21 protein-coding genes and 1 riboswitch are annotated in these 24,347 nt (G+C 58.2%); of the genes, 8 read left to right on the top strand and 13 right to left on the bottom strand.

Translation table 11 applies throughout. The annotated features are described in order from the left end of the window. Nucleotides 1-212: 212 nt before the first annotated feature. The 3 genes from mraZ to HMPREF2857_RS01750 form a co-directional block, all read right to left on the bottom strand. Complete coding sequence (gene mraZ / locus HMPREF2857_RS01760; RefSeq protein ID WP_005510286.1) at nucleotides 213-644, bottom strand: division/cell wall cluster transcriptional repressor MraZ; 432 nt, start codon at nucleotides 642-644, stop codon at nucleotides 213-215. 708 nt (nucleotides 645-1,352) lie between these two features. Next, complete coding sequence (locus HMPREF2857_RS01755) at nucleotides 1,353-1,796, bottom strand: DUF3040 domain-containing protein (protein ID WP_048731191.1); 444 nt, start codon at nucleotides 1,794-1,796, stop codon at nucleotides 1,353-1,355. Nucleotides 1,797-2,026: 230 nt separating this feature from the next. Further along, nucleotides 2,027-2,515 carry an SAV_6107 family HEPN domain-containing protein gene (locus tag HMPREF2857_RS01750; protein ID WP_049190537.1) on the bottom strand — a complete coding sequence of 163 codons (489 nt, stop codon included), beginning with the start codon at nucleotides 2,513-2,515 and terminating at the stop codon, nucleotides 2,027-2,029. A gap of 206 nt (nucleotides 2,516-2,721) precedes the next feature. Here HMPREF2857_RS01750 and HMPREF2857_RS01745 point away from each other — a divergent pair, with 206 nt between their 5' ends. Together HMPREF2857_RS01745 and HMPREF2857_RS01740 are read left to right on the top strand one after the other, a co-directional pair. Beyond that, on the top strand, nucleotides 2,722-3,312 hold the full coding sequence (locus tag HMPREF2857_RS01745; RefSeq protein WP_048731193.1) for a GNAT family N-acetyltransferase: 591 nt from the start codon (nucleotides 2,722-2,724) through the stop codon (nucleotides 3,310-3,312). Beyond that, nucleotides 3,293-3,967, top strand: coding sequence for an LppM family (lipo)protein (locus HMPREF2857_RS01740; protein WP_016423011.1), 675 nt, complete (start codon nucleotides 3,293-3,295; stop codon nucleotides 3,965-3,967). Before HMPREF2857_RS01745 ends, HMPREF2857_RS01740 begins: the two co-directional genes overlap by 20 nt. A gap of 3 nt (nucleotides 3,968-3,970) precedes the next feature. Here the strand turns inward: HMPREF2857_RS01740 and metF are convergent, their stop codons facing one another. Then, complete coding sequence (gene metF / locus HMPREF2857_RS01735; RefSeq protein ID WP_070642418.1) at nucleotides 3,971-4,957, bottom strand: methylenetetrahydrofolate reductase [NAD(P)H]; 987 nt, start codon at nucleotides 4,955-4,957, stop codon at nucleotides 3,971-3,973. 66 nt (nucleotides 4,958-5,023) lie between these two features. Here metF and HMPREF2857_RS01730 point away from each other — a divergent pair, with 66 nt between their 5' ends. The 4 genes from HMPREF2857_RS01730 to HMPREF2857_RS01715 all read left to right on the top strand — a co-directional run bounded on the left by HMPREF2857_RS01730 (nucleotide 5,024) and on the right by HMPREF2857_RS01715 (nucleotide 10,545). Next, nucleotides 5,024-6,136: a polyprenyl synthetase family protein gene (locus tag HMPREF2857_RS01730; protein WP_070642415.1), complete on the top strand. Its 1,113-nt coding sequence runs from the start codon at nucleotides 5,024-5,026 to the stop codon at nucleotides 6,134-6,136. Nucleotides 6,137-6,154: 18 nt separating this feature from the next. Next, nucleotides 6,155-7,855, top strand: a complete 1,701-nt coding sequence (gene crtI, locus HMPREF2857_RS01725) for a phytoene desaturase family protein (protein ID WP_070642412.1) — start codon at nucleotides 6,155-6,157, stop codon at nucleotides 7,853-7,855. 86 nt (nucleotides 7,856-7,941) lie between these two features. Continuing rightward, nucleotides 7,942-9,558: an alpha-(1->6)-mannopyranosyltransferase A gene (locus HMPREF2857_RS01720; RefSeq protein WP_070642410.1), complete on the top strand. Its 1,617-nt coding sequence runs from the start codon at nucleotides 7,942-7,944 to the stop codon at nucleotides 9,556-9,558. 6 nt (nucleotides 9,559-9,564) lie between these two features. Next, nucleotides 9,565-10,545, top strand: coding sequence for a phytoene/squalene synthase family protein (locus HMPREF2857_RS01715; protein WP_069359196.1), 981 nt, complete (start codon nucleotides 9,565-9,567; stop codon nucleotides 10,543-10,545). A gap of 30 nt (nucleotides 10,546-10,575) precedes the next feature. On the opposite strand, the gene HMPREF2857_RS01710 is transcribed toward HMPREF2857_RS01715, so the two are convergent. After that, nucleotides 10,576-10,950, bottom strand: coding sequence for an Rv2175c family DNA-binding protein (locus HMPREF2857_RS01710; RefSeq protein WP_005510311.1), 375 nt, complete (start codon nucleotides 10,948-10,950; stop codon nucleotides 10,576-10,578). A 79-nt stretch (nucleotides 10,951-11,029) separates the two neighbouring features. Between HMPREF2857_RS01710 and HMPREF2857_RS01705 the strand changes: the two genes are divergently transcribed. Further along, complete coding sequence (locus HMPREF2857_RS01705) at nucleotides 11,030-13,402, top strand: Stk1 family PASTA domain-containing Ser/Thr kinase (RefSeq protein ID WP_016423017.1); 2,373 nt, start codon at nucleotides 11,030-11,032, stop codon at nucleotides 13,400-13,402. A 71-nt stretch (nucleotides 13,403-13,473) separates the two neighbouring features. Here the strand turns inward: HMPREF2857_RS01705 and HMPREF2857_RS01700 are convergent, their stop codons facing one another. From HMPREF2857_RS01700 to HMPREF2857_RS01670, 7 genes are all read right to left on the bottom strand, one after another. Then, nucleotides 13,474-14,859, bottom strand: coding sequence for a class II 3-deoxy-7-phosphoheptulonate synthase (locus HMPREF2857_RS01700; RefSeq protein WP_005510339.1), 1,386 nt, complete (start codon nucleotides 14,857-14,859; stop codon nucleotides 13,474-13,476). 68 nt (nucleotides 14,860-14,927) lie between these two features. Further along, nucleotides 14,928-15,419, bottom strand: a complete 492-nt coding sequence (locus HMPREF2857_RS01695) for a polyadenylate-specific 3'-exoribonuclease AS (protein ID WP_048731205.1) — start codon at nucleotides 15,417-15,419, stop codon at nucleotides 14,928-14,930. Nucleotides 15,420-15,570: 151 nt separating this feature from the next. After that, the gene (locus HMPREF2857_RS01690; protein WP_049170252.1) at nucleotides 15,571-16,362 is read right to left on the bottom strand and encodes a lysophospholipid acyltransferase family protein; all 792 of its coding nucleotides are present in this window, start codon (nucleotides 16,360-16,362) and stop codon (nucleotides 15,571-15,573) included. A gap of 102 nt (nucleotides 16,363-16,464) precedes the next feature. After that, complete coding sequence (locus HMPREF2857_RS01685; RefSeq protein WP_070595622.1) at nucleotides 16,465-17,478, bottom strand: ROK family glucokinase; 1,014 nt, start codon at nucleotides 17,476-17,478, stop codon at nucleotides 16,465-16,467. Nucleotides 17,479-17,487: 9 nt separating this feature from the next. Continuing rightward, nucleotides 17,488-18,642 (bottom strand): glycosyltransferase family 4 protein, encoded by a 1,155-nt coding sequence (locus HMPREF2857_RS01680; protein WP_049192937.1) that lies wholly within the window; start codon nucleotides 18,640-18,642, stop codon nucleotides 17,488-17,490. Nucleotides 18,643-18,695: 53 nt separating this feature from the next. Next, the gene (locus HMPREF2857_RS01675; RefSeq protein WP_350309465.1) at nucleotides 18,696-19,766 is read right to left on the bottom strand and encodes an NlpC/P60 family protein; all 1,071 of its coding nucleotides are present in this window, start codon (nucleotides 19,764-19,766) and stop codon (nucleotides 18,696-18,698) included. Between the two features lie 345 nt (nucleotides 19,767-20,111). Continuing rightward, on the bottom strand, nucleotides 20,112-20,690 hold the full coding sequence (locus HMPREF2857_RS01670) for a C40 family peptidase (RefSeq protein ID WP_048731217.1): 579 nt from the start codon (nucleotides 20,688-20,690) through the stop codon (nucleotides 20,112-20,114). 14 nt (nucleotides 20,691-20,704) lie between these two features. Further along, nucleotides 20,705-20,847, bottom strand: a riboswitch (cyclic di-AMP (ydaO/yuaA leader). Nucleotides 20,848-21,260: 413 nt separating this feature from the next. Between HMPREF2857_RS01670 and HMPREF2857_RS01665 the strand changes: the two genes are divergently transcribed. After that, nucleotides 21,261-22,850 (top strand): DEDD exonuclease domain-containing protein, encoded by a 1,590-nt coding sequence (locus HMPREF2857_RS01665; protein ID WP_070642555.1) that lies wholly within the window; start codon nucleotides 21,261-21,263, stop codon nucleotides 22,848-22,850. Here HMPREF2857_RS01665 and trpD read toward each other — a convergent pair. Then, the gene (gene trpD / locus HMPREF2857_RS01660; RefSeq protein ID WP_070642404.1) at nucleotides 22,847-23,914 is read right to left on the bottom strand and encodes an anthranilate phosphoribosyltransferase; all 1,068 of its coding nucleotides are present in this window, start codon (nucleotides 23,912-23,914) and stop codon (nucleotides 22,847-22,849) included. The genes HMPREF2857_RS01665 and trpD overlap by 4 nt on opposite strands. Between the last annotated feature and the right edge of the window lie 433 nt (nucleotides 23,915-24,347).

Genomic DNA, 24,347 nt, shown 5'->3' with positions numbered 1-24,347 from the left:
TGTATTCCCGGTTTGCTTAACGACGAGTGCCGCGCCAGCAACCAGACCGCACCTCATGAGCACTACTGGGAATGCTGCTATCGGTGCTTAAAACAAAAAGCGGGGATGTTCACAGGGCCCCGCCTGACAGAACCTGGTATCGGGGAAGTACACCAGGGGCTATCAGGCAGAGTCCATGCGGACATTCCCTCTTTTCGGTTATTCCAAGCGGTTTATAAAACGCCGAACAGCGAGTCATCCTCACCTTCGGAGAAATCAGCTTCATGCTCCGCCTGGTAGGCCTCCCAGGACTCTTTGTCCCAGATCTCCAGAAAGTCAATAGAGCCGATAACCACGCACTCCTTGGAGAGATTCGCGTACCGACGGTGATCCATCGATAACGTGATTCGCCCCGAGCCATCAGGACGCTGCTCATCGGTGCTCGCCGCAAGATTTCGGATGAAAGCTCGCGCCTTGGCATTCGTACGAGAGGCCTTAGTAGCCCGCTGAGCTAATTTGACGAACTCCTCTTTCGGATACACCGCCAGAGAATGATCCTGCCCTTTAGTGACCATCAGGCCACCTGCGAGATCCTCACGGAACTTCGCTGGCAACGTCAGGCGCCCTTTGTCATCAAGCTTCGGCGTATAGGTGCCCAGAAACATGCGTCACTGGCCTCCTATCCCCGTGTCAACCTCAATGTCAACGCACAAACGCTTACCGAATTCAGGGATTTAGGCGTTGCCTTCAAGCAGAGCCGGAGGGCTGTGCTTTACCGCAGTGCCAAAATCTCGCCAAACTTTAAGCGCAAATCGGATATTCACTTCTGCAATGTTGACCAACCTCAATCAACATCACGCCCCACTTTACCCCACTATCTGCCACTATCAACACAAGAAGAAGAAAAATAGTCACAGAATCAGCGCAACCCCGCCGCCAGGACATCCACTTTAACCCAATTGACCTGGACTTTTAAAGAATCACCTCGACAATTAAAGCGCGAATAAAAAGTGGGGCACCCACCCGCAACCACGCCGATAACGACGCCACACCAACCACATTGTTAACAGAAAGCAGTTTACGCCCCACTACCCACCACTTACCTGCTAAAAACCATCCAGATTCAACCTGGTCGCCAGACTTAGCGCGTTGACCTGCAATTTTATGTCGCCAGAGCCAAACTTTCGGAGATACCAACAACGACCGCAGATAAGAATTCCTCCATCCCAATAGCTAAGTGGGGGAAAGTGGAGACTCGGGGTGGGGCAAAGTGGGTGAGATCTTGTGGAGACGATTCACGTCTAGAAAAACAAAAAAGTGAGGGCAAGCCATCGCTGGCTTGCCCTCACTTGTTAATTCTTGAGGCTTATCCCCTAACGCCCCTCGAAGCGGCCACGGAAACGCGATTCCAACGTGGAATCACCAGAGGAGCCACGGCTACCCGAGGTCCCTCGACGACTCTTTGCCGCCCCGGACTTAGTCTTTCCAAAGCTCAGCCCCGAAGCAGAACTAGCCTTCTCCTGCTTACCGGCGCCGGTCAGAGCCCAAACGCCGGAACCGAACATAAGGCCAAAGCCGGCAACCGATAACACAATGAACCAATTGCTCACAGAGAAAAGAGCGACGCCGCCAATCAACATCAGCAGACCGAGGAGCATGAGCGCAAAAACCTGGATGGAAAACCCACGAGGTGCGCTGTTTTCCTCCGGAAAGCTGAACGCATTTCCGGCCATCGTCGAACTAAATTTAGGATCCTCAGCGTAGAGTGCAGACTCGATTTCGTCGAGCATCCGCTGTTCGTGCTCAGATAGTCCCACAATTCCTCCATCGCCTACTTGAGCATTGCCCACCGCGATACTGGCGAGCCTTGACCCCTCAACTAACAATGCCGATACAACAAAGTTAATTACAGGCCACGTGCTGCTAACGCGGCGTCCGTTAGCTTCATTCTTACCCCTTCAACGGGCGACTCACCTCTATTGTTCCATGAATCCGAACAATCCCCCATTTATTTAGGAAAGCAACGCTCTAACACGCCCCCACCGGCTTACGCAGCTGCGGGCAGAACACCCAGCTCAGCCCGGACAGCCCCCAAGAATGCACAACTTAATTCCCACAGCTCCTGCGCCCGCCGAGAGTCAATGCGACGCGAAATACCCAACCGGACTTCCTCACGCAGTGCGGTGAACTGCTCGAACTTGGTGACCCAGCTATCAAATTCGGGCTGCTCTTTCTTTAAACGCAACCAGGCACTCTGTGTTGCCGAACGACGACGCTTAACTACCGAGCCCGAACGAGCGCCCGAGCCAGAACCCCCAGCCACCGACACATCGTCGCGATTCAACAGCGCGCCTGCGCAACGCAGCGCCGCACAGTAGGAAAGCTCCAACATCTCATCAGAGCTGGCATTCCGAGCATTCGCTAGCAGAGCCTCTGCCCGCCCCAGCAGCTCCAGCGATTGCCTTGAGACACCGACCGGGGCGACCGAACCCGACTGCGAAATCGCCCTAAACTCCACCACGTTCGACCTTGCCACCACCCTGCTTCTCCTTTCACACAGCATTCACATGAGCACGGATTTTCCGCTTCTCCTTAGCGGGATTGACTGCAATCTATCCCCAAGCCCGGACTACGCCATGCGCACTTTCGCACACCTGTTCGACTCGATGTTATTGCAGTAATCTCACAACTAAGTTCGTCCAAGTCGCTAATCTGGTCACTGTGAAATACAGCGTGGTTCCGATGACAGCAGGAGACTTCAATCTCCGCCTGCAAGAAGCAGTGGCTCTCTACATCACCGCGATGCAGTACAACCCCGCAATCTTGCCCGGTCGTCTCCACGAATGGCAGAAGCAAACCACTCAACCCGGCTTCATGGCTGCTGCAGCCATAGCTCACCCCAAAGAGCTCTCCCCTGCCCAGGCTCTCCGCGACCCGCGCTGCAGGTTGGTTGGCATCGGCTACTGCCGTACAGGATTGGACACGCACTGGTGGTATCGCCAGGTAAGAGATGGACTGCTCATGGACGGGCGCTCGCTACCGGACGTCGTCAAGCTCTTGGGCAACTACGCCGAACTGTCTGAGATTCACATACACCCCAGCTTTCAGGGGCGGGGACTCGGTAAACGACTGCTCCGCGAGTTGGTCGATTCCCGCCCAGAGACGCGAGTTCTGTTGTCAACCCCGGAATACCCGAATGAGGCCAATAGGGCATGGCAGCTCTACCGCCAATTTGGTTTCAAGGATGTTTTAAGGAACTTTTATTTCACAGGGGACTCCCGTCCCTTCGCAGTTCTAGGAGTAGATCTTCCCCGTGACATCATCACCGAGTGAACCTTCCACACCACGTCGACGGCTTTCGCCTCTGCGCATTGCCACAGCAATGGCCGGAATTGCCGCCATCTTGCCGCTCAGCGGCTGCTTTGACGCACAGGCTGGCATTACCATTTCCGGCGACGACAGGGTCTCGGGCACAATTCACGTAACACCCACGGAGGAAGTCCGTTCCCAATTTGAGCAGTGGCAAGTACCGGAAGATCTCTCCGACCGCGTCTCGCAGGGAGTAATCGACTCCTCCACAGGAAAGATGGAAGTCTCGTTCAACGAGCTGCACTTCATTGAACTCACCGATACGCTCCGACAGCTTTCCGACGATCGCGTAGACATCGACCTAGACCGTACCGGTGGCGGCAAGATTTCGATGAACGGCCACATGGATTTGACTCACCTGCCCGGCGCGAAGGTTGATTTCGTCGTCGCGTTCCCGGAGCAGGTTACTGACTCCAATGGCCGCCAGACCGAACCGAACAAGGTGGAATGGCAGCTCGCCAGTGGCGAGAACCATAATGTATGGGCTTCGTCGCCGGCTGGATCCACCAAGCGGAATCAATTCCTATTATTTGCCGGTGTGACCACAGCCGCCGGTGTCCTAGCCTCAGTGCTAGGTGTCCTGTGGGCGCGAAGAGTTCGCGACATGCAGGACTTTTAGCAATTAAAAACCGCCGCGCAGCATATCCTGGCCGGTGCCCCATTCGGGCGCCATGCCGAGGTTGTGCAAAACTTCCTGGGAGGCGCGAGCGAAGTTCATAGTCATAAAGTGCAGCCCCGGCACGCCTTCGGCGATGAGCCGCTCTGCCATGTTGGTCGAAAACTCGATACCAATCTTGCGAATCTCATCTTTATTGGCCTGCTCGTCACCATCTGCTGCCTTAACCAGGCGTTCCTCCAAATCGGATGGCAACTGTGCCCCGGAGAGCTCAACCTGCCTGCGCACTGAGCGCAGCGATGTAATCGGCATCAGCCCCGGAATGATGGGCTTGGCACCGTGCACTGGGTCGGCTTCCACCAGGCGGTCTCGAAGGCGTAAGTAGTGCTCAATATCGAAGAACATCTGCGTAATCGAGTATTCGGCTCCCGCGCGCAGCTTGGCCAGCGTGTACTGCGTGTCATGGTCCAAATCCGGCGAGCGGTAGTGTCCCTCCGGGAACGACGCAATGCCGATTTCAAATTTCTCGAACTCCGGCTCGGCCTTAATCAGCTCAATCAATTCGCTGGCGTAGTGCAGACCGCCCTCGGTCTCCACCCAAGGGCCAAGCGGGTCTCCCGGTGGGTCACCACGCAGAACGAGCAGATTCGTCAGCCCCGCGCTGAGATAAGAGCGCAGGATTTCCCGCAGCTCGTCGACAGTGTGCTCTACCAATGTCAGGTGCACAAGCGTTGTCAGCGGCTGCCTCGAAACGCGCTGGGCGATTCGCAGGGTGCGGTCGCGGCTAGAACCACCGGCGCCGTAGGTCACGGATGCAAAGGAGGCACCAAGATCATGGAAAGCCTCAGCTGCTCGGAGAAGACGTTCCTCGGCCGCGTCGTCACGCGGGGGCATGAACTCGACCGAGAAGGGAATACTGCCCGCGCTCGGCATTGAAAGCGCCTGGCGGATTGTCACTTGGCGGCCTGGCGACAGTGGCATTGTTGAGGACATAGTCACTCATACTAAGCGGTGTCCTATTCTTGAGTCAGCATTACCCGTCATCGACGAGAGGCTCACATGAGCGAAGAACTGGATTTGGCCGCGCTACAGCCCCGCGAAGTACCAGCTACTGTTACCAAAACGCTGGAGAATTACCTCAAAAGCCGTGGCGACGATGTCGCGTCGGTCGATGCGGTGTACACCGAGGCCATAGATTCGCTCCACTCCTTCGTCCTCAATGGGGGCAAGCGCGTGCGTCCAGCCTTCGCCTGGCAGGGGTGGTTGGGGGCAGGCGGCCTCGAAGGCCGTTTCTCCCCAGCCGAGGATTCCCTGGCTGTGATGAACGCGGTGAGTGCCTTGGAACTCATTCAAGCCTGCGCACTCATTCATGACGACATCATCGATGACGCTGATACGCGCCGTGGCGCACCGACTATCCACAAGGTATTCGAGGCCAAGCACGAGGCCAATAGCTGGAATGGAGCCGCCGACCGCTTCGGTATTTCGGCCGCAATCCTCATTGGCGATGTTGCTCTGACCTGGGCTGATGACATGATGCACTCTTCAGGCCTCAGCTCGGAGGCGCTAACCCGCGCACTTGTCCCCTGGCGGGCGATGCGCACTGAAGTACTTGGCGGCCAACTGCTCGATATCACGGCCGAAGCCAGCCGGGACAGTCGCGTCGAGACCGCTGAGAAAATCAATCTGTTCAAGACCGCCGCCTACACCATCGAGCGGCCGCTCCACATTGGTGCCGCGATTGCCGGCGCCCCAGCGGAATTGGTTGAGGCCTACCGCAGCTTCGGCCGCGACATTGGTGTGGCATTCCAGCTCCGCGACGATCAGCTGGGCGTTTTCGGCGATCCCGAGGTCACGGGCAAACCCGCCGGCGATGACCTCCGCGAGGGCAAGCGAACCGTCCTGGTCGGCCAGGCTTTGAGCCTCTACCGCGATTCCGCACCTGAAAAGGCCCGCTTTATCGATGAACGCCTGGGAGCGGTCTCGTCTGCTGCAGATATTGATGAGCTACGAAATCTCATCGCTGATTCCGGCGCTGCCAATGCCGTCGAACGTGAAATTGACCGCCTGACCAGCCGCGCTTTCTCCACTATCGAGAATGCCGACCTGCCTGCAACGTCGCGCGAGAACCTCATTGCTATGGGCGTTCGCGCCACCGCTCGTCAGCATTAGACCAGGTGTTGCGTAGTCATGCCCGCTGCTTCCCCCACTCGTGCCCCCATTAATTCCCCGCGTCTGCGACGTGCGGTCACTCGTCCTCATAAGGGCTCCAAACCACGACTGACCATCATCGGCGCAGGCCTGTCCGGACTTACCGCCGCGCTCTACGCCATCGCCGATGGCTACGATGTCACCGTTGTCGAGCGGGGAAGTTTCGTCGGCGGACGCTGCGCCAGTGAACCCATCACAGTCGATATCGACGGGCAATCGCTCACCGCAGTCTTCGACACTGGCGCAACTGTATGGACCATGCCCTCGCTTGTCGACGATGCCCTCGCCGCCGTCGGCCTCTACGCGCGCGATATCGACCCGGGTTTTTCGGCCTCCCCAATCACGCCCACCTATCGTGCGGAATTTGCCACCCGCGGCGGACTCGACGTGTTTTCCAACGAAGACATGATGGCCGATGAACTCGCGCGCTTCGGTGCCTCTGACTCCACCGTCGCCGGTTACCGCAAACTTCGCACGTGGCTGCAAACTCTCTTCAATGCCTGCTTCGAGAACTTCATGTCCCGCAGCTTTGACCGCGTTACAGACCTATTCACCGGGCCCGGCGCGCTTCGCGACCTCACTACGCTCCTCCGACTCGGTGCCTTCGGCGCCCTCGAACCTAAGATTCGTGCCTTCCTCGGAGATAATGATCTCGCTCGCGTTTTCAGCTTCCAGGCGCTTTACGCAGGTGTACCTCCTGCTAAAGCCCGTGCGGTCTACGGCTGCATTTCCCACATGGATACCTCGATGGGGGTTTACTATCCGCACTCCCCCGCATTTGGTTCGGGTATAGGCGCCGTCAGCGAGTTGCTCGCCGAGGCCATACGTCGAGCTGGCGGAACCATCGACTTCGGCGTTGATGTCACTGGGCTGAAAGTCGACGAGGCAGGCTTTGTCTCCGCCATCACCACGGCAACTGGCGAGCGTCCCACCGATGCCGTCATCGCTACTACCGATTTACCTGTGGTGCAGAGCTGGCTTCACGACGCGAATACCTCTGCCGCCGGTAGCTTATCGAAGCGGCGAGGCCTTCGGAGCGTCGTAAAGCGGACGGGAGCGCGACGGCTGTTCCCAGTTCGATTTTCTCCATCGGCGGTGGTGGCGCACGGGCTGATTCCGGTTTCGGAGACTGCGACGTGGCCGAAGCGGCATCACCTGATTTCGTTTGGCGAAAAGTGGAACGAAACCTTTGAGGAGATCTCGTCACCGCGCCATGGAAAGCTAATGTCGGACCCATCATTGCTGGTCACCCGGCCTGCGGTGAGCGCGCCGGAGCGTATTGTCACAGATGCGAACGGCGTGCAGTGGGAGCCCGTCAGTGTGCTCGCGCCGTGCCCCAACTTGCAGTCGGCCAATCTGATCTGGTCACGAATCGGTGGGGACTACGTTGCGAAAATAACCGCTGAGCTGGAGCGGCGCGGACTGACCGGGATTTCTACGAAGTGGCGAGTCGGTCGGATCGATACCCCTCAGCAGTGGCAAGAACGCGACATGGGCGTTGGCTCGCCGTTTGGGCTGGCGCATCTGTTCCGACAGACGGGGCCGTTCCGTCCCCGCAACTTCTCTCCGAAGATGCCAAAGAATCTGACGCTGGCGGGATCGACGACGGTGCCGGGGGTTGGCGTGCCGACGGTCATGATTTCGGGACGACTTGCGGCACAGCGGTTTGAAACGCCTTAGCTCATGAATGTCTCCCGGATGTCTGCCGGTGGTCACTGACCAACTAGGATTAATGCATCAGCAATGTATCGATTGTTTAGGTTGACATGAATTTATCGCGGAGTGCTCAGCTGGGTGTCTACGGTGGCATCCTCATTGCTCTGGGCTCCTACGGTTCCGGTGCGAATCGCTACCGTGGCGGCCTTGTCCACGCTCTGGGACTCGACTGGATCACCTACGGTCACGGTCAGATTTTCTGTGAGATTGTGATTTGGGTAGGTATCGCCCTGCTGCTTATCTCGTGGCTGCGCATCGGGCGGGAACTGCTGTTCTCGAAGGGGACCATCCGGGACATTGTGGCCGGTTCTGCCCATGCTGGCGACGCAGCAGACGCTGCGGTTCCAGCGAACGCTGGCGGCGATGAGTCCACGTTGCGTCGGTTCAATTCAATCCTGATGGCCTGGGCAATTCCCCTCGCGCTGGCCGCACCGCTGTTCTCTCGCGATGTCTATTCGTATCTCATGCAGGGCGCGATGGTCCGCGATGGGTTTGATCCCTACACCGAGGGAGCTGCAGCTAATCCAGGGCCGATGCTGCTGGAGGTATCCGCAGATTGGCGGAATACCACCACCCCGTATGGCCCGCTGCATCTGGGAATTGGCGAGGTCATCACGCGGATTGTAGGCGACAACATCACCGTCGGCGTGATTCTCTACCGCATTGTGTGTCTGCTGGGCTTCGCCGCCATTGTCTGGTCGATCCCGCGAATCGCCCGGGAGCTTGGAGCAAATCCGGCTTTCGCACAGTGGCTCGGTGTGCTCAATCCACTGGTGCTACTGCATCTGATTGCGGGTATGCACAACGAGGCACTGATGGTCGGATTGGTCAGCCTGGCACTAGTCGCCGCACTGCACATGGAGCACATGCGGGGTGGCCTGGTCGCTGCTGTCCTCATCGGAATCGGCGTCGCGCTGAAAGCCACCGCTGTCCTGGCGCTGCCCTTCGTCGTGTGGATTGTGTTGACCAGGCGCCAGCCCATCGCCACGGTTCAAGAGATGCTGCGCAAGATTCCGGCGATTGCCGGTGTGGGCATCGTGTTGGTCGCAGTCTGCGTCGGCACGCTTGCAGTGGTGACCTGGCTGACCGGCTCGAGCTGGGGCTGGATTTCCGAGATCAGTGGCAATACCAAGGTGATTAACCCCCTGGCAGCACCGTCAGCGGTCGCTGGTGTGATCTCGGGCGTCATGGCGTGGTTCAACGACGACATCGGTTTCAATGTCATCGTCAGCCACACACGCGTGGTCTCCTCTATCATCATGCTGGTGGGACTCGTGATCTCCTGGTTCTACTTCCGAGCCACCCCTCGTAACAATGTCGCTGGCATGATTGCCGCTTACGTGGTGGCCTGCGTATTTAATGCCGTGGCACTTCCCTGGTACTACGCCAGCTTGTTGACTCCCATGGGAACGATTCGCCCGCCACGATGGGTGATTCAAGGCACCGTGTTGTTCACATTCATCCTGTCGCTGTCCTTCGCCGGCGGCGGCAATCACCGCTTCTACGACGTGCCCTGGATGGTTATCATCACCGTTCTCGGCTGGCTGGCCGTCGGCTGGCTGACCACTGGAAAGTTCAGCTGGAAGTACCCGTGGCGCGACGATAAAACCGCCGCAGACACGGATTCCACGGTAGCGCCCCTATCGCGGTCGACCGAGGTCGCATAGTTGTCCATGCCCACCCCACAGCCTCTCTCGACAATCGCGCTGCCACAGTCCTACGAGCTCTGCCGCGATATCATGGCCTCCCACGGTCGCACGTATTCCCTGGCCACGCGACTATTGGCACCCCGCCAACAGCGTGCGGTGTGGTCTCTCTACGCCTGGGCACGCATCGTCGATGACTACGTCGACTGCCCCGCCGAGGCCGACCGCTCCCCCACGCACATCGAAGCCACGGTCACACGTTTAAGCGAGCTTTTCCACTCAGCTGTCGTCATCGGTTCGCTTGACGACGTCCACCGCGACCGCGACCGTGCCGTCATCTCGGCGGCCGCACAGACTTTTCGCGACTACGACATTGATCCACAGCTCTCTGCGGACTTTGTTCACTCCATGTTGATGGACGTGCCCGACACATCGTGCCACATTGCGCATTTTGAAACATGGGAGCAACTCGACTCGTATATGTGGGGCTCCGCAGCAGTCATTGGCCTTGAGATGATGCCTATCCTAGGCACCCGCACAGGAGTCTCCCGTGAGGAAGCCACCCCCTACGCAGAGTGCCTGGGAAAAGCCTTTCAGGTGACAAATTTCCTCCGCGACATCGCCGAGGATTTTCGCCGTGGCCGTATTTACCTACCACTGAATGAGTGGGAGGCCTTCGGAGTGGGTACCGAGGAGATCGGCTACTGTGCCGCCACGGGACAGACGACCCCGGCGGTACGTCAGGCATTGGCCTTCTTCATCGCTCGCAACCGCGCACTCTATGCCGAAGCCAGCAGCGGCGTGGACATGTTGGAGGTGCCAGGGCGTCAGGCTATCCGTGCCGCGGAGATTCTCTACTCAGACATTCTCGGCGAAATTGAGCGCATGAACTACAACGTCTTTGCGCAACGCGCTCAAGTGGGACGCGCTCGAAAAGCAAAAATCGCCCTCCCGCTGCTTTTCACAGCAGTGGCCGGGCGATTACGACAGGAGCTATCGCGGGCGTAGGACGGCGAGCGTAGGACGCCGTCCGGGTCTTTACAACGCCATAGCCTGTGCGCGGCGCATTACTTCGCGTGCAAGGTGACCGTGCAGGGCGTCCACCGGACGTCCAGGCAGAGATTCATCTTCGGTGAATAGCCACTCCAGCGTTTCTTCTCGCGTGTAGCCGCCGTCGGCAAGCAATGCGAGTGCGCCAGGTACAAAACGCGCGACCTCATCATCTTCAAAGAAGCGGGCGGGAATTTGTGCAATGCCGTCGCGGTGGACTGCAATAAGGCGACCCTCCTGCAGCAACGCGTGAATTCGGGTGACGGTGACGCCAATGAGGTCAGCGGCATCGGGCAGCGCAAGAGTGGGTTCGTCGGCGCTCAGGACATCGTGGCAAGTTGGAATCTTTCTCACACTGGTCACTTTAGCGCGTTGGCCTTGCAGTAGGTACGTCCCCATATACTTATTAGAAGCAACTGATTGGAACAGGGAAGGCTGGTTTATGTCGCAGCTTGTCGAGGGGCAGATTCTCGATGGTCGCTACCGCATCGGAGCCACCATCGCACACGGTGGCATGAGCACCGTGTACTGCGCCACCGATTTGCGGCTCGATCGCAGGGTGGCCGCAAAGGTCATGGATCCGCGTTTTGTCGACGACGAGTCTTTCCGCATCCGCTTCGAACGTGAGGCCCGCGCGGTCGCGCACCTCAATGACGAGTCGCTCGTCAACGTCTACGACCAGGGCACGGACCCGGCGGGGCATGTTTTCCTCATTATGGAATTCGTCGACGGTGGGACCCTCCGCGAACTGCTCCGTCAGCGCGGTCCGATGCCTCCGCATGCAGCTGCCGTCGTGATGCGCTCAGTTCTACGCGCCCTATCGGTGGCGCATTCCCGCGGCATGGTGCACCGAGATATCAAGCCGGAAAATGTGCTGATTGCCTCGGACGGGCGAGTGAAGCTGGCGGACTTCGGTCTAGTGCGCGCGGCCGCTGATGCCAAGGTGACCTCTAACTCGGTCATCGTCGGCACCGTCGCTTATCTGGCTCCGGAGCAGGTCACGGGTGAATCCATCTCCCCTGCATCCGATGTGTATGCGGCGGGTATTTTGCTCTTTGAGCTGCTTACCGGCACCACGCCATTCATCGCCGATTCTTCGCTCGGCGTTGCCATGAAGCGATTGAACGAAGATGTCCCGCCACCCTCGGAGTTCATCGACGGCGTTCCCGAGGAGTTCGACGAGTTGGTCGCCCGCGCTTGTTCCCGCAGGCCGGAGGATCGGTTTGAGACGGCCGAGGAATTCGGTGACGCACTCGAAGACATTGCGGACAAACTCGCGCTGCCACCATTCCGCGTGCCGTCGCCCGTCAATTCAGCAGCCGCCAACGCTGCCGCCATGGAGGGGCTCACAGAGGACTTCCACCGACCGGGCAACGACCATTTCGATGACAGACACGGCACCGCAGAGACGGCACCCGAGCGCTTCGGTCACGACGGCTATGGCTTCTCGACGGACGCACCCGGTAGCCCCGTTTCTTCCCGACCACCGGGACCACCAAACGTTTTCGATGATTTCGACGACCCGGATGCGGGGCGGACACGCACTTTCGATCGCTATGACGAGTACAACCCCCCTGGCTGGGAATCCCCGGAGCCGTCTGGTGGAGCTCTCGTACCAGCCGACGTTCCAGGCGCTCCGGAATATCCGCTGCCGCCGGACACTCAGGGCCCACAGCACCCACAGCATCCGCAGCCGCGATCTGCTCAGACTCAGACGCCTAAGAGCCGTCGAGCTACCCGACAGCGGACGCGCCGTGGATGTGCATTGTGGCTGATTATCGCCCTGGTTGCCACGTTGGGCATGGGGCTTGGCGCGTGGTGGCTGGGCTCTGGCCGTTATGGCGAAGTGCCCTCTATCACTGGGCTGTCGCAACCACAGGCGATGACCGCAATCAGTGAGGCGGGCTTTGAACCGGTGGTTGATGAGCGCTACGACAACGATGTCGCAGTGTCCCAGATTATTGGCTCGGACCCCCTGGCTGGAGCGCGGGTTGTCCGCGGTGATGATGTTCGCGTACTGGTCAGTCTCGGCCGCCCGACTGTGCCCGCATATCCCGCGAACCACTCAAAGGAAGTGTTCAGCGCTGCCCTAGCTAAGCGGACGTTGAAAGAAGAGGTCGGAGACCCCGTCTTTTCCGATGATGTCTCCACCGGCGGCTTGGTCTTTGCGGTTCCTGCTCCAGGACAGACCGTCGAGGTTGGCTCAGTTGTGACTGTGCATTACTCCAAGGGGCCAGCACCGGTGAAGGTGCCAAAGATCGTGGGGCTTCAAGAGGATGAAGCTCGTGAGCTGTTGAGCAAGGCCGGGCTGGAGGTCCGAGAAGTATCGGCGGAGTTCTCCTCCTCTGCTGAGCCGGAAGAGGTTCTTTCCGTGTCTCCTGAGGAAGGCACTGGCCTCGAACGCGGTAGTTCTGTGACGTTGACCATTAACAACGGCATCGAAGTGCCCAATGTCGTGGGCAAGTCGGAGGATACTGCTCGCCAAATTCTGCAGCGCGAGGGCATTGAGGTAAGCGAAGTAAAGGACGCGTCCTCCTCCTCGCGCGACTACGGCCGTGTCGACGCAGTCTCACCGAGTGCGGGTCGTCTGGTTAACCCCAATGATGCGACTGTCACGCTGACCGTATCCAGAGCAGTGAAGGTTCCGCAGCTGCTGGGTAAAACTGTTGCGCAGGCACGTCGTGAAGCGGAGAAACAGCATCTTCAGCTCGACATCGACGGCTCTGCGAACGAGAACGATCGCATCGTATTGCAGTCACCCCGACCGGGCGCTAAGGCCACGGCGGGTGACAGCATTTCGGTCAGCACTCTGTAAAAAGTGCGGCGCGCTAATGAGTGCGGCGGTGCACTAGCTGGGCTAGTTGTACCTAGCTGAGCTGGATGCAACTAGTTGCGCAGCATCTCGGCAACCAGGAAGGCCAGCTCCAGCGACTGCTGAGTGTTCAAACGCGGGTCACAAGCGGATGCGTAACGGCCTGGCAGGTCGACATCGGAAATGTCCTGCGCGCCACCGAGGCACTCAGTGACATCTTCGCCGGTCAGCTCCACGTGGATACCGCCCGGGTGCGAACCGATCGAGCGGTGCACCTCGAAGAAGCCCTGAACCTCGTCGACAATGCGGTCGAAATGGCGGGTCTTGTAACCATTGGAGGCCGAGTAAGTGTTGCCGTGCATCGGGTCGCACTGCCAAATGACCTTGTGACCAGAAGCTTCCACAGCCTCAACGATGGGAGGCAGCACGGAGCGAACCTTGTCATTGCCCAGACGCGAAGTCAGGGTCAGGCGACCTGGCTGGAAGAACGGGTCGAGCTTGTCGGCGTAAGCGACAGCCTCCTCCGGCGTGGTGGTCGGGCCAATCTTCACACCGACGGGGTTGCCAATCATGGCAGCCAGGTTGATGTGGAAGTCCTCAATGCCACGGGTGCGCTCACCAATCCACAGCTGATGCGCGGAGAGATTGAACAGCTCCTGGTTGCCATCGTTTTCAGAAAGGCGCAGCATAGCGCGCTCGTAGTCAACAACCAGCGCCTCATGCGAGCAGTAAATCTGCGCGGTCTGCAGGTTCGAGTCCGCAACACCACAGGCAGCCATGAACTGCAGTGCGTGATCAATCTCGCGTGCCAGGTCCTCGTAGCGGGCGCCAGCCGGCGAGTTGCTGACGAACTCACGGTTCCACTCGTGCAGACGGTGCAGGTCAGCGGTGCCCGAACCTGTCAGTGCACGTACCAGGTTCATCGCCGCAGAGGCATTGGCGTAAGCACGCACCATTCGAGCTGGGTCGTGAACTCGAGCTTCTTCGGTCGGCTCAACGCCGTTGACCATGTCACCGCGGTAGCTAAGCAAACCGTCGCCGTCGATATCCTTCGAGCGCGGCTTGGCGTACTGACCAGCGATACGAGCCATCTTTACGACCGGGGTGGATGCGCCGTAGGTCAGCACAACGGCCATCTGCAGCAAGGTCTTCACATTGGCGCGAATGTGCGGCTCAGTATTGGACTCAAAGGTCTCCGCACAATCGCCACCCTGCAACAGGAAGGCCTTACCATTAGCGACGTCGGCAAGCTCCTGACGAAGCTTACGAACCTCAGGCGCGACCACAATTGGCGGTACCGATTCGAGAATGCGACGTACGTTTGCAGCGGCGCGGGCATCCCAGCTTGGCTGCTGTAGGGCTTGGCGGGATACGACATCAGCAAAACGCTCAGCCATGTCGCCGGGAAGCGGTGGCAGATCGGGCAGGTCATCTACAGGGAGATCAATAGTCCAACTCACAGAAGTTCATTGTAGTGCCCCTGCCAGAAGGGTGTTAGTCAAGTCACCAAATATTCGAACTCCGCTGCTTAATCAAGCGGCAACTTCTGGGCAATCTTTTGAAACTTCAGCAGATTGTGCTGGGCATCTGCCAGCGCGTCGTGCTTACCTGCAGTCTGTTTCGGCAACCGTGGCTTGCCCGCCATCTCCCAGTACTGCTTGAGTTCACGGGTATAGCGCGGCATAAACTGCGGCAGCTTGGTCATATCGCCCCAAAGCTGCACCAACGCAATGTGGTCGTAGGCGCCTACCCAGGCCCACAGCTCTGGGCTGCCCGTACCGGGTTCGGTGAAAAATGCCAGCAGTTCCTCGCGGATCGTGTCCCGGTTCTTCCACAGCGGAGATGAGGGGTTGGGCAGCTGATTGAGCACATTGGTCCGAACCCACGGCCCGGCCTTGCTCTCATTGAACTCGGTAGACACCGCGTAGTACTCGCGGCCATCCTCAGCTACGACACCGATGGAGACAAGATCAATAGTCTTGCCGTCTTCAATAAACTCGGTGTCATAAAAATAACGCACGGTGTGGAATCCTCTCCAGCCTCGGCCTCGCGTCGGCTACCTCGCGACCAAAAGACCGTGGAGCCCTACCGAGCAAATCTTACCCATGCACCGAATCGCCATAGGAAGTGTGCAGCCCCACTGTCGCGAAAACTATCTGCGCCTAATTATTCTAGCGAGCGCGTCGAAACCAGCGACGAGGGGTCGGCTTCGGCCCCGGAGCCGGCGTGGTCAGCTCTCCACCCGGCTCGGTTCCCGCTGGATAGCCGGTGCCGGCCTCCAAGGACTTCTTCACATCAGTCGCGTAAGCATCGACATATTCCTGGCCCGAAAGCTTCTGAATTTCCTTAATCAGGTCATCCGTCAGTGCCCTGGCCGCTTCATACTCATCGCTGTACTTGGCTTTGTACTCCGACGGATCAATCGGATCGCCGATAATCGTGCCGACCTTCACCGGACGAGGAATCCACGAACCAATCGGGTTGGCCTTCTCCGTATCAATCATCGCCATTGGGAACACCGGCACACCGGCCTCCAGCGCGACACGTGCCGCACCGGTTTTACCGCGGTACAGTCGACCATCCGGACTACGGGTGCCTTCCAAGGAAATGCCCAGCAGGTCACCGCGTGACAGCACCTTCAAGCCGGCGTTCAGCGCATCGCGAGCTGCATCACCAGAGGTACGGTCAATCGGCACCTGCCCCACCGAGGAGAAGAAAAACTTCTGGATACCGCCGACAAAGCCCGGCGTGGTGAAGTACTCTGCCTTCGCCAAGAACGTCAGCTGACGGCGGCAGACCAGTGGGAAGAAAAAGTGATCCATCACAGCAAGGTGGTTCGACGCCATCAGCGCTGGACCTTCCTGAGGAATCTTCTCACCACCGATGTAGTACGGGCGATTATAGATCCGCAGCCAAGGGCCAATGAGGATGTACTTAAAGAACTTGTACCAGCGATTATTCACAGTTTAAAACTATACAGGTTCAGGTGGTCCGACGATCCATCTCCGCAGCCATTCCCCCACCTTTTCGCGGGCGAATTCCCCTGCAATCCCCCAATTGACGCTTTACGACGATGCCGCGCCCTCGGCAGCCACAACGCTGCGCGCAATATCCGCCGCACCGATCAACCCAGCATCCGCACCTAGTTCAGCGACCCGCACATCCGCTACCGGACGATAGCCAGCGCCGGTGAGATTGCGGGCAAACTCGGCCTTGGCCTTGTCCAGGTATAGATCAGACGCCGAGGCAACACCGCCACCGATAACAATCAATTCCGGATCAAAGACATCGCCCACCATCGACAGGCCACGCCCCAGCCAGGTAGCAAAGTCATCAATCGCAGCTAGAGCCAATTCATCCCCCTGGCGAGCAGCCGAGACGACATCGGTACCAGTTACCGAGCCGGCCACGAGTCCGTCGGTAAGCCGCGAGAAGTAGCGACCGGATTCAGAGAGTTCCTGAGCGGTGGTAACCAACGCCGTACCCGAGCAGTAACGCTCCAAGCAACCACGCTTTCCGCAGGAGCAAGGTCGACCATCCGGCACAACGGTGAGGTGGCCGAATTCCGGCGCCGTGCCGTACGCGCCACGGTAAATCTCACCACCCTGCATCATCGCGCCGCCGATTCCCGTACCCAGCGCAAACAGCACCCAATTATCCGCACCGCGAGCCGCACCAAAGCGATACTCACCCCAGGCGGCCGAGTTGGCATCGTGCTCAAGCTGCAGCGGACATGGGAGAAGCAAGGATAAACGCTTGACGACGTTCGCATCGCGCCACGGCAGATGCGGGGCAAAACGAACCGTCTGGCGGTCAGAATCCAAAAAACCAGCTACAGCTAAACCGATGGCGCTGACATCTGGAAAGCGTTCAACCAAGCGCTCGGATGTCTGGACAATGCCACGTTCAATGGCATCCACACTGCCGTCAGAACTAGTCTGAACTCGATACAGCACCTGCCCATCAGCGCTGACCACTGCAGCGCGCAGGTTTGTTCCACCAATATCAAAACCGATAGCCGGGCGATCAGCGGCGTCGGACTCGTCTGAGCTCGGATGAATCGGAATATCGGTGGACATAACAGTTGATTATAAAGGGATTGCGCAGGTTCGGAGAATTCGGCGAGCCCGAGCAGCCATGACCTCCCAGGTCCACGACTGCACAACATGCTCCCGACCACAGGCTCCCATCGCCGCCGCGCGCTCCGGATTATCCAAAATCTCAACCAGCCCGGTGGCGACGCTGCGCTTCGAGGCCCCGTCGACAACGATGCCAGTTTCGCCATCGATAACTGTCTCCGGGGCGCCACCAGACTTGCCAGCTATGACAGGGACACCGCAGGCCTGTGCTTCCAAGTAGACAATGCCGAGGCCTTCTACATCGAGGCCACGTCCGCGGGTTCGGGCGGGCATGGCAAAAATGCTGGCCGCATTGTAATAGGCGGGGAGGTCATCATAAGAGACCTTGCCGGCAAAAATGACCTGCTCGGAGACCCCGAGCTTTACTGCCAGCTTTTTCAATTCTCGGTTCAACGGACCAACGCCCACGATCAGCAACCTGGCATCCGGGTGCTGCTCAAGAACCTTAGGCATGCTGCGAATCAGCATATCTTGGCCTTTTCGGCGCACTAGCCGAGAAATACAGACGATAAGCGGCTGGGACTCACCGATTCCGTGGTGCTGCCGGATCTTCTGTCCCGCCTCGGGGTCCGGAGAAAATCGCTCGATATCGACACCGGAAGGCAGGCGTTCAAATGCTGTTTGCGGACCAAAGGCTGCCGCAAATCGACCACGGGTGTAGCGGGAAATATAGGTCACAACATCGGAGCTCTTACCAATGCGCCTCAGCATCTGGCGGGCCAATGGCAGCATCGACCAGCCCACTTCATGTCCGTGAGTGGTAGCAACGATGCGGGTGGCACCTGCGCGACGGCATGCGTCGGCAAGCAAACCAAGTGGCGCGGCGGCACCAAACCATACGGTGTCAATGCGTTCGGTGCGAATAATCTGAGCGGCGCGACGAGCTACGTGCGGCAGTGGCAGCAGCACGGAATCACGCATGCGGTAAACACGGTACGGTAGCGACTCGTCGTAGGCGCGGAGCTTTTCCTTCGGAGCTCGCGAGGACGCGAGGACTACGAGGTTCTCCGGATCCAAACGAGCACAGAAATCACGCAGGTAGGACTCGATTCCACCATCGCGAGGCGGGAAGTCATTCGTAATGAGCAGTACGCGCGCAGACATGGAGCCGAGTTTATCTACCTTGACTAAAAGGACGCGAGGCCACCTGCCGCTAGTTAGAAGCGGACAGCGCCTTGGTACGGGCCACCCTGGTCGATGGAAACGACCTGGACTGGAATACCGTAGTCGGAAGCATGGACAATCTGACCATTGCCGATGTACATGCCCACGTGCGTGATTCCCGGGTAGTAACCGATGATGTCGCCCGGCTGCAGCTGGTCGCGGCTCACCGGAGTACCACCGGCGAGCTGCGCCTGCGAGGTCCGCGGGATGGACTTACCAATCTGCTGGTACGCCCAGTACATCAGACCCGAGCAATCGAACTCAGAGGGACCAGCAGCTCCCCACGAGTACGGGGAGCCCAGCTTCGACATCGCGGCATCAACTGCGGCGGAAGATCCGAGCAGTTTATCCAGCCCTTCGGTAATTGGGTTGTTCTTGGAAATCCAGATTTCCCGCTGTTCGGGGCTCAGCGAATCAACCATGGACTTGACATGCTCGGCGCGCTCATCAAATTCGGCGCTGCGCTTGTCCAAATCATCGCGACGCTTAGCCAGGTCATCGAGCTGCTTGCGGATATCGCCCTGCAGACGCAGCGCATTGGCCTTACCATCCTCAGCATCCTTGCGGGCTTGCACCGCACGGCTGACGACTTCATCGTTGTCGCGGAACATCTTGTTGATGTAACCGGCACGGTCGATAGCGTCCTGAGCACTGGCAGATCCCAGGGCGGCCGACAATGGGTCGACGATTTCACCACGCATCCGCTTCTTCGCGAAGTAAGAAATCTCACCAGAGAGCGCCTTGAGGTCATCCTGTGCTCGGAGAACCTGATCCTCAGAGTGCTTCAGCTCCCCCTCGGCGTGCCGGAGTTCCTCTTCCTTGGCCTGAACCTGGGAATCCAGCTCGGTAACTTCCTCAGAAACCGCTTCGGTATCCCGAGAAATCCTCTCCAGCTCTGCAATAATGCCGTCTGCAGTAGCCAGATCCGGGGCTGGCTGTTCATCCTGTGCAGACGCAATCGGCGCCAAACCTACGGCGCCAAAGGTTAGCCCAGTCACGACCGTAAGCCCGACTACACCGCGACGAGAGTTGTGGCGACGACGAGAGACACGGTGACGCGACAAATCCAAACCCTTTTCAAGTTGTGTATTCAAATTTCTTCCCCGAAAAACAAAACATCAAACCACTTGACGCATTCGAGCAAATTGTAGCAGCCTTGCCGGGGAACAACACACCGACAAACCGCCAGCACAAAGGGGTATCCAAAGGGAGTAACCAGGATAGCCCTTCGACTCCACGCATTGCGTAACCGCAGTAGAAAAACAAAAATGAGGCGAGCACCCCTATAGTGCTTTACGACGCGCATAGCGTCAGCACCCGGGCGCTCGCCTCAGTGCCCCCTCACTCAAAAGAGAGCCAAGGCTCTGCGGGGCATCAAGGCCCCGCAGGTTGTCATCCGTTCAAACAGATTAGAAGCGGACGAAGTTGTGAACCGGCATGTAGTTCATCGGAGCTTCCTTGACGACATCGCCGGACTGCGGAGCGTGAATCACGTTGCCGTTGCCGGAGAAGATGCCGACGTGGGTAGCGCCAGAGTAGAAGGAAACGATGTCACCCAGTGCCGGGCTGGAGACCGCGGTACCCTGGGAAGCCTGCGCCTGGGAGGTACGTGGGATCGACTTACCGACCTGCTGGTATGCCCAGGAGGTCAGACCGGAGCAGTCGAAAGAGTTCGGACCGGTAGCGCCCCACACGTACGGGGAACCGATCTTGGAACGTGCAGCGGAGACGATAGCCGAACCAGTGGACGGTGCTGCAACGTTTGCAACGCTGCCGGAGGTAACCTCACCTGCGATGTCGTTGAACTTGCCAACAACATCCTGCATACCTGCAACCTGCGGGGTATCGAAGCCGTTCAGTGCGCCCTGGATGTCGTTCAGCGGGTTAGCGTTAGCGGTCGGAACTGCGAGAGCGGTAACGCCGGCGACAGTTGCGCCAAATGCGACTGCGTTGCGTGCAAAGTTAGAACGGCGGTGGTGCTTGCCCATTGTTTTGAAACTCCAAAATCTTCCTGTTTAGCCGACCGGGTTAGCTGACGGGTTCGGAAGAATGGAAGACTTCCTACCCTCCGGGATTTCCCTTTGGGATTCACCCCATGGTTCGAGGTGGGTCCCCGGCTCGAATCTCCTGAGGCTCTCACTACTTAGACCCTCAGGACCTTCGATAAGGCTCTGTGTTTTCTTATCAATGACCGGCACCAACTCAGTGGCCCCGTTTCAATGTCTCGATAAGGTTACGAAATGGCATCAAGTTTTGTCTAGCCGTTTGTCCAGAAAACCGCTCGAGGCCCGGTTGTTACCATCGATAGAACTAAACCGTTACCAAGCTGTTACAACTAGACACTCCCCCTATAGCGGAATAGTAACAATTTGATAAACACGTCACTACCTGGCATTTTGAAGTCCGCCGAGAACTTTACACTTAACGCCTTAAAGTCGACACATTTTTATCGCGGGCTCAAAACGTGTTTTATGTCACACTCCAGCTTGCAACAGCTCAATTTGCTCAAGTTTCACAGTTTTAACACCACTAGGAGCGCTCAGCATAGGATTATTGACGTGGATTCAGGACAACAGCACTTCCCTCTCGAAGGCACCGTCGATGATTCTCTTTTCAACACCACCTTTGTCGTCGTAGACCTGGAAACGACCGGATTGAAGGCCAAAAACGACCACATCATTGAAATTGGGGCCATCAAAACCCGTGGCGGTAAGACAATTGGCACCTTTTCCAGCTTCATCGACCCCGGTATGGAGATCCCCGACCACATCACATCTCTGACCGGCATCACTACCGCCGATGTTGAAACCGCCCCACAGCTCGGCACAGTTATTACTCAGTTCCTCGAATTTGCCCGGGGAAGCGTCTGGGTTGCGCATAATGCCAAGTTCGATATTGGATTCCTCCGCCAGGCTTGCACAGATTTGGGCCTAGATTGGCCGAGCCCCAGTGTCGTAGACACTCTCACGTTGGCGCGTCGCGTCCTCGACCGCTCACAAGTTGGCAGTTTCAAGCTCTCACAGCTCGCACGGTACGTCGGTTCTCCGAATCGCCCCACCCACCGGGCGCTTGACGACGCAATCGCAACCGTCGACGTCCTTCACTACCTCATGGAGAGACTAGCTGGCGATGAAGTACAAACAGCGTCCGAGCTAGTGCACTACTCGCCCACCGTCGCTCCAGAGGTTCGTGCTAAACGGCACCTTGCCGATGGAGCTCCGCACACCCCTGGTGTCTATGTTTTTCGGTCAAGAAATGACGACCCCTTATATATAGGTACAGCTCTCGATTTGCGACGTAGACTTCTGCAGTATTTCAACGGCACTGATTCTCGTCGCAAGATTACGGAAATGGTCTCTCTAGCCGAACGCGTCGAGATCATCGAGTGCCCGCACGGCTTCGCTGCAGAAATCCGCGAGGCTCGTCTGATTTCTGCACTCCGTCCGCCCTACAACCGACAACGCACCGAACCAACCCGCGGCTGGTACATCGTCCCCACTAGCCCCGGTCGGCCTGCCAAAATTAGCCGGAAAGTCACCGACGCCCGCAGCCTAGGTCCGTTCCGCACGCGCGACACCGCTACTGCCATCCGCGACAGGTTCTCCGCGCTTAACGACGACTTTGCGATGACAACCGCCCAGATCTCCACCACCGGCGCCGACGAGATCGCAGACATGATCGCAGAGATATCAGCACTTGCCGAAGCACACCGCTTCCAACGCGCGGCAGTGCAGCGTGACCGCACCGCGGAGTTCATTATCAGCTTGGACAAGCAGCAGCGTTTGAGCATGCTTGCCGCCATCCCATCTCTGCAAGCCGCTTTCCCCGATGGCAATGGAGGCTGGCACCTAGCGGAAATTCGCTATGGCAGGTTGGCCGGCGCCAGCACTGCACCACGTGGCGCGGATATGAACTACATCATCGACCTCATGGAGAGTTCAGCCCAAACAGTCACTCCAGATGACTCCTTATATAAAGGAGCATCAATTGATGAACTCAGTATTATCTGGAAATGGCTGCAGCGCCCGGAGGTACGAATAAAGCCCACCGGAGGCGAGTTTTCCTACCCTAGGCTGGGCGCAGGAAAATACCTTCAGTGGGCAATTGACGCGCAGCAAGCACGTCGTGAAGCGCGACGCGAACCTTAACCCTTCATCGCCGCGGTAAGGATGTCCAAGCACAGCCCCGACTGGAGCGTTTCCTTGACCTCTTCAATGGAGTCGGCCATAGCTTCCTTTAGCGGACGGCCACTCAGACCACGCGAAATGGCGATTGCGGCGGCGGAGTTAAGGATGACTGCATCGCGAATCGGGCCTTCGAGCTCGCCAGCCCAAATGCGACGTGCAACATCAGCGTTGTAAGCAGGGTCACCGCCACGCAGCGCGTCAATTTCGGAGTACTCCATGCCATAGTCATGTGGATCGATGGCATCTTCGGCAACTCCACCGTTTTCCACAATAAAGACCTTGGTGGGGCCAGTAACGGTAATCTCGTCGAGGCCATCGCTTCCGCGAACCACCAGCGCGCGCTGACCACGGCGGGCGAAGGTGTCCGCCATCGTCTCCATCTGATCTTCGAAGGCACAGCCAATCAAGCTCGCCTGCGGGCGTGCTGGATTCGTCAGCGGCCCCAACAGGTTGAAGACTGTCGGAACCGCTAGCTCCTTGCGCACCGGCCCAGCGAAGCGCATGGCCGGATGAAAGCGCGCGGCAAAGAGGAAGCGCACGTAGAAATCCGGATGTTCCGGAGAAGTAACGAGACCGTCCTCAATGTCGATACCAAAGGCCTCCAGCATGTCAGCACCGCCCGACTTCGAGGAAGCCGCGCGGTTACCGTGCTTGAGCACCGGCACACCACTGGCAGCGATAACAATCATGGACATCGTGGAGATGTTGACGGTATTTGCGCCATCACCGCCGGTGCCGACGATATCGACTGCACCGCGCTCAATAACACCAGCGAGCTGTGGATCATGTACCGGGCGGGCAAATGAAAGCATGCCCTCAGCCGCAGCATCAAGCTCGGCAGCCGTAATCCCCTTGGCGAGGAGACCGAAAGCAAACGTTGCGGTCTGCACGTCCCCAGAAGCACCGGACATAATCTGATCCATGGCGAATCGAATGCCCTCACCGGAAACCTCGCGGCCAGCGCCAATCGTGGAGAGAACATGGCGCCAGTTCTCGACCGCCCTCTTATCGCCGATCTCGCTCATCGCCACTCCCTTCCACTAGATTGTCAAGTCTGTACTCGTACTTTATTAATACAACTGCACCTAGGTACTGCTGGTTATCCCGCCCACCAGGTGCGCCACATCACAGGTCTTTTAGAAAATCCCACAGTGATGTACGTAATAAGACAAGTTACCTCCCCCATAAATCCAGCGCATCACCAGGTCCACCTTTTGCGTTCGCCGAAAACCTCACCCCCATTGGGGCAGCTGGAAAGATACGATATTAAACAGAGCCGAACCTGCGATAAACTAGCCGACAACTGATGCCGCAGTATCGCTAACCCAGGTTCGCCGGAGGTGAACCTGGCAGTCCAGGGGGATGGACACCGCGCACCTCGGCACAACAAACCCCTCGAATTCACCCGCGTCGGATAAAGACTCCGGAAAGTTCCCAACAGGGGGAAAAATTAGTGAA

It is taken from the genome of Corynebacterium sp. HMSC076C10, from assembly GCF_001812455.1.
Taxonomy (GTDB): Bacteria; Actinomycetota; Actinomycetes; order Mycobacteriales; family Mycobacteriaceae; genus Corynebacterium; species Corynebacterium jeikeium_D.
This window is presented reverse-complemented; position numbering and strand designations above follow the sequence as displayed.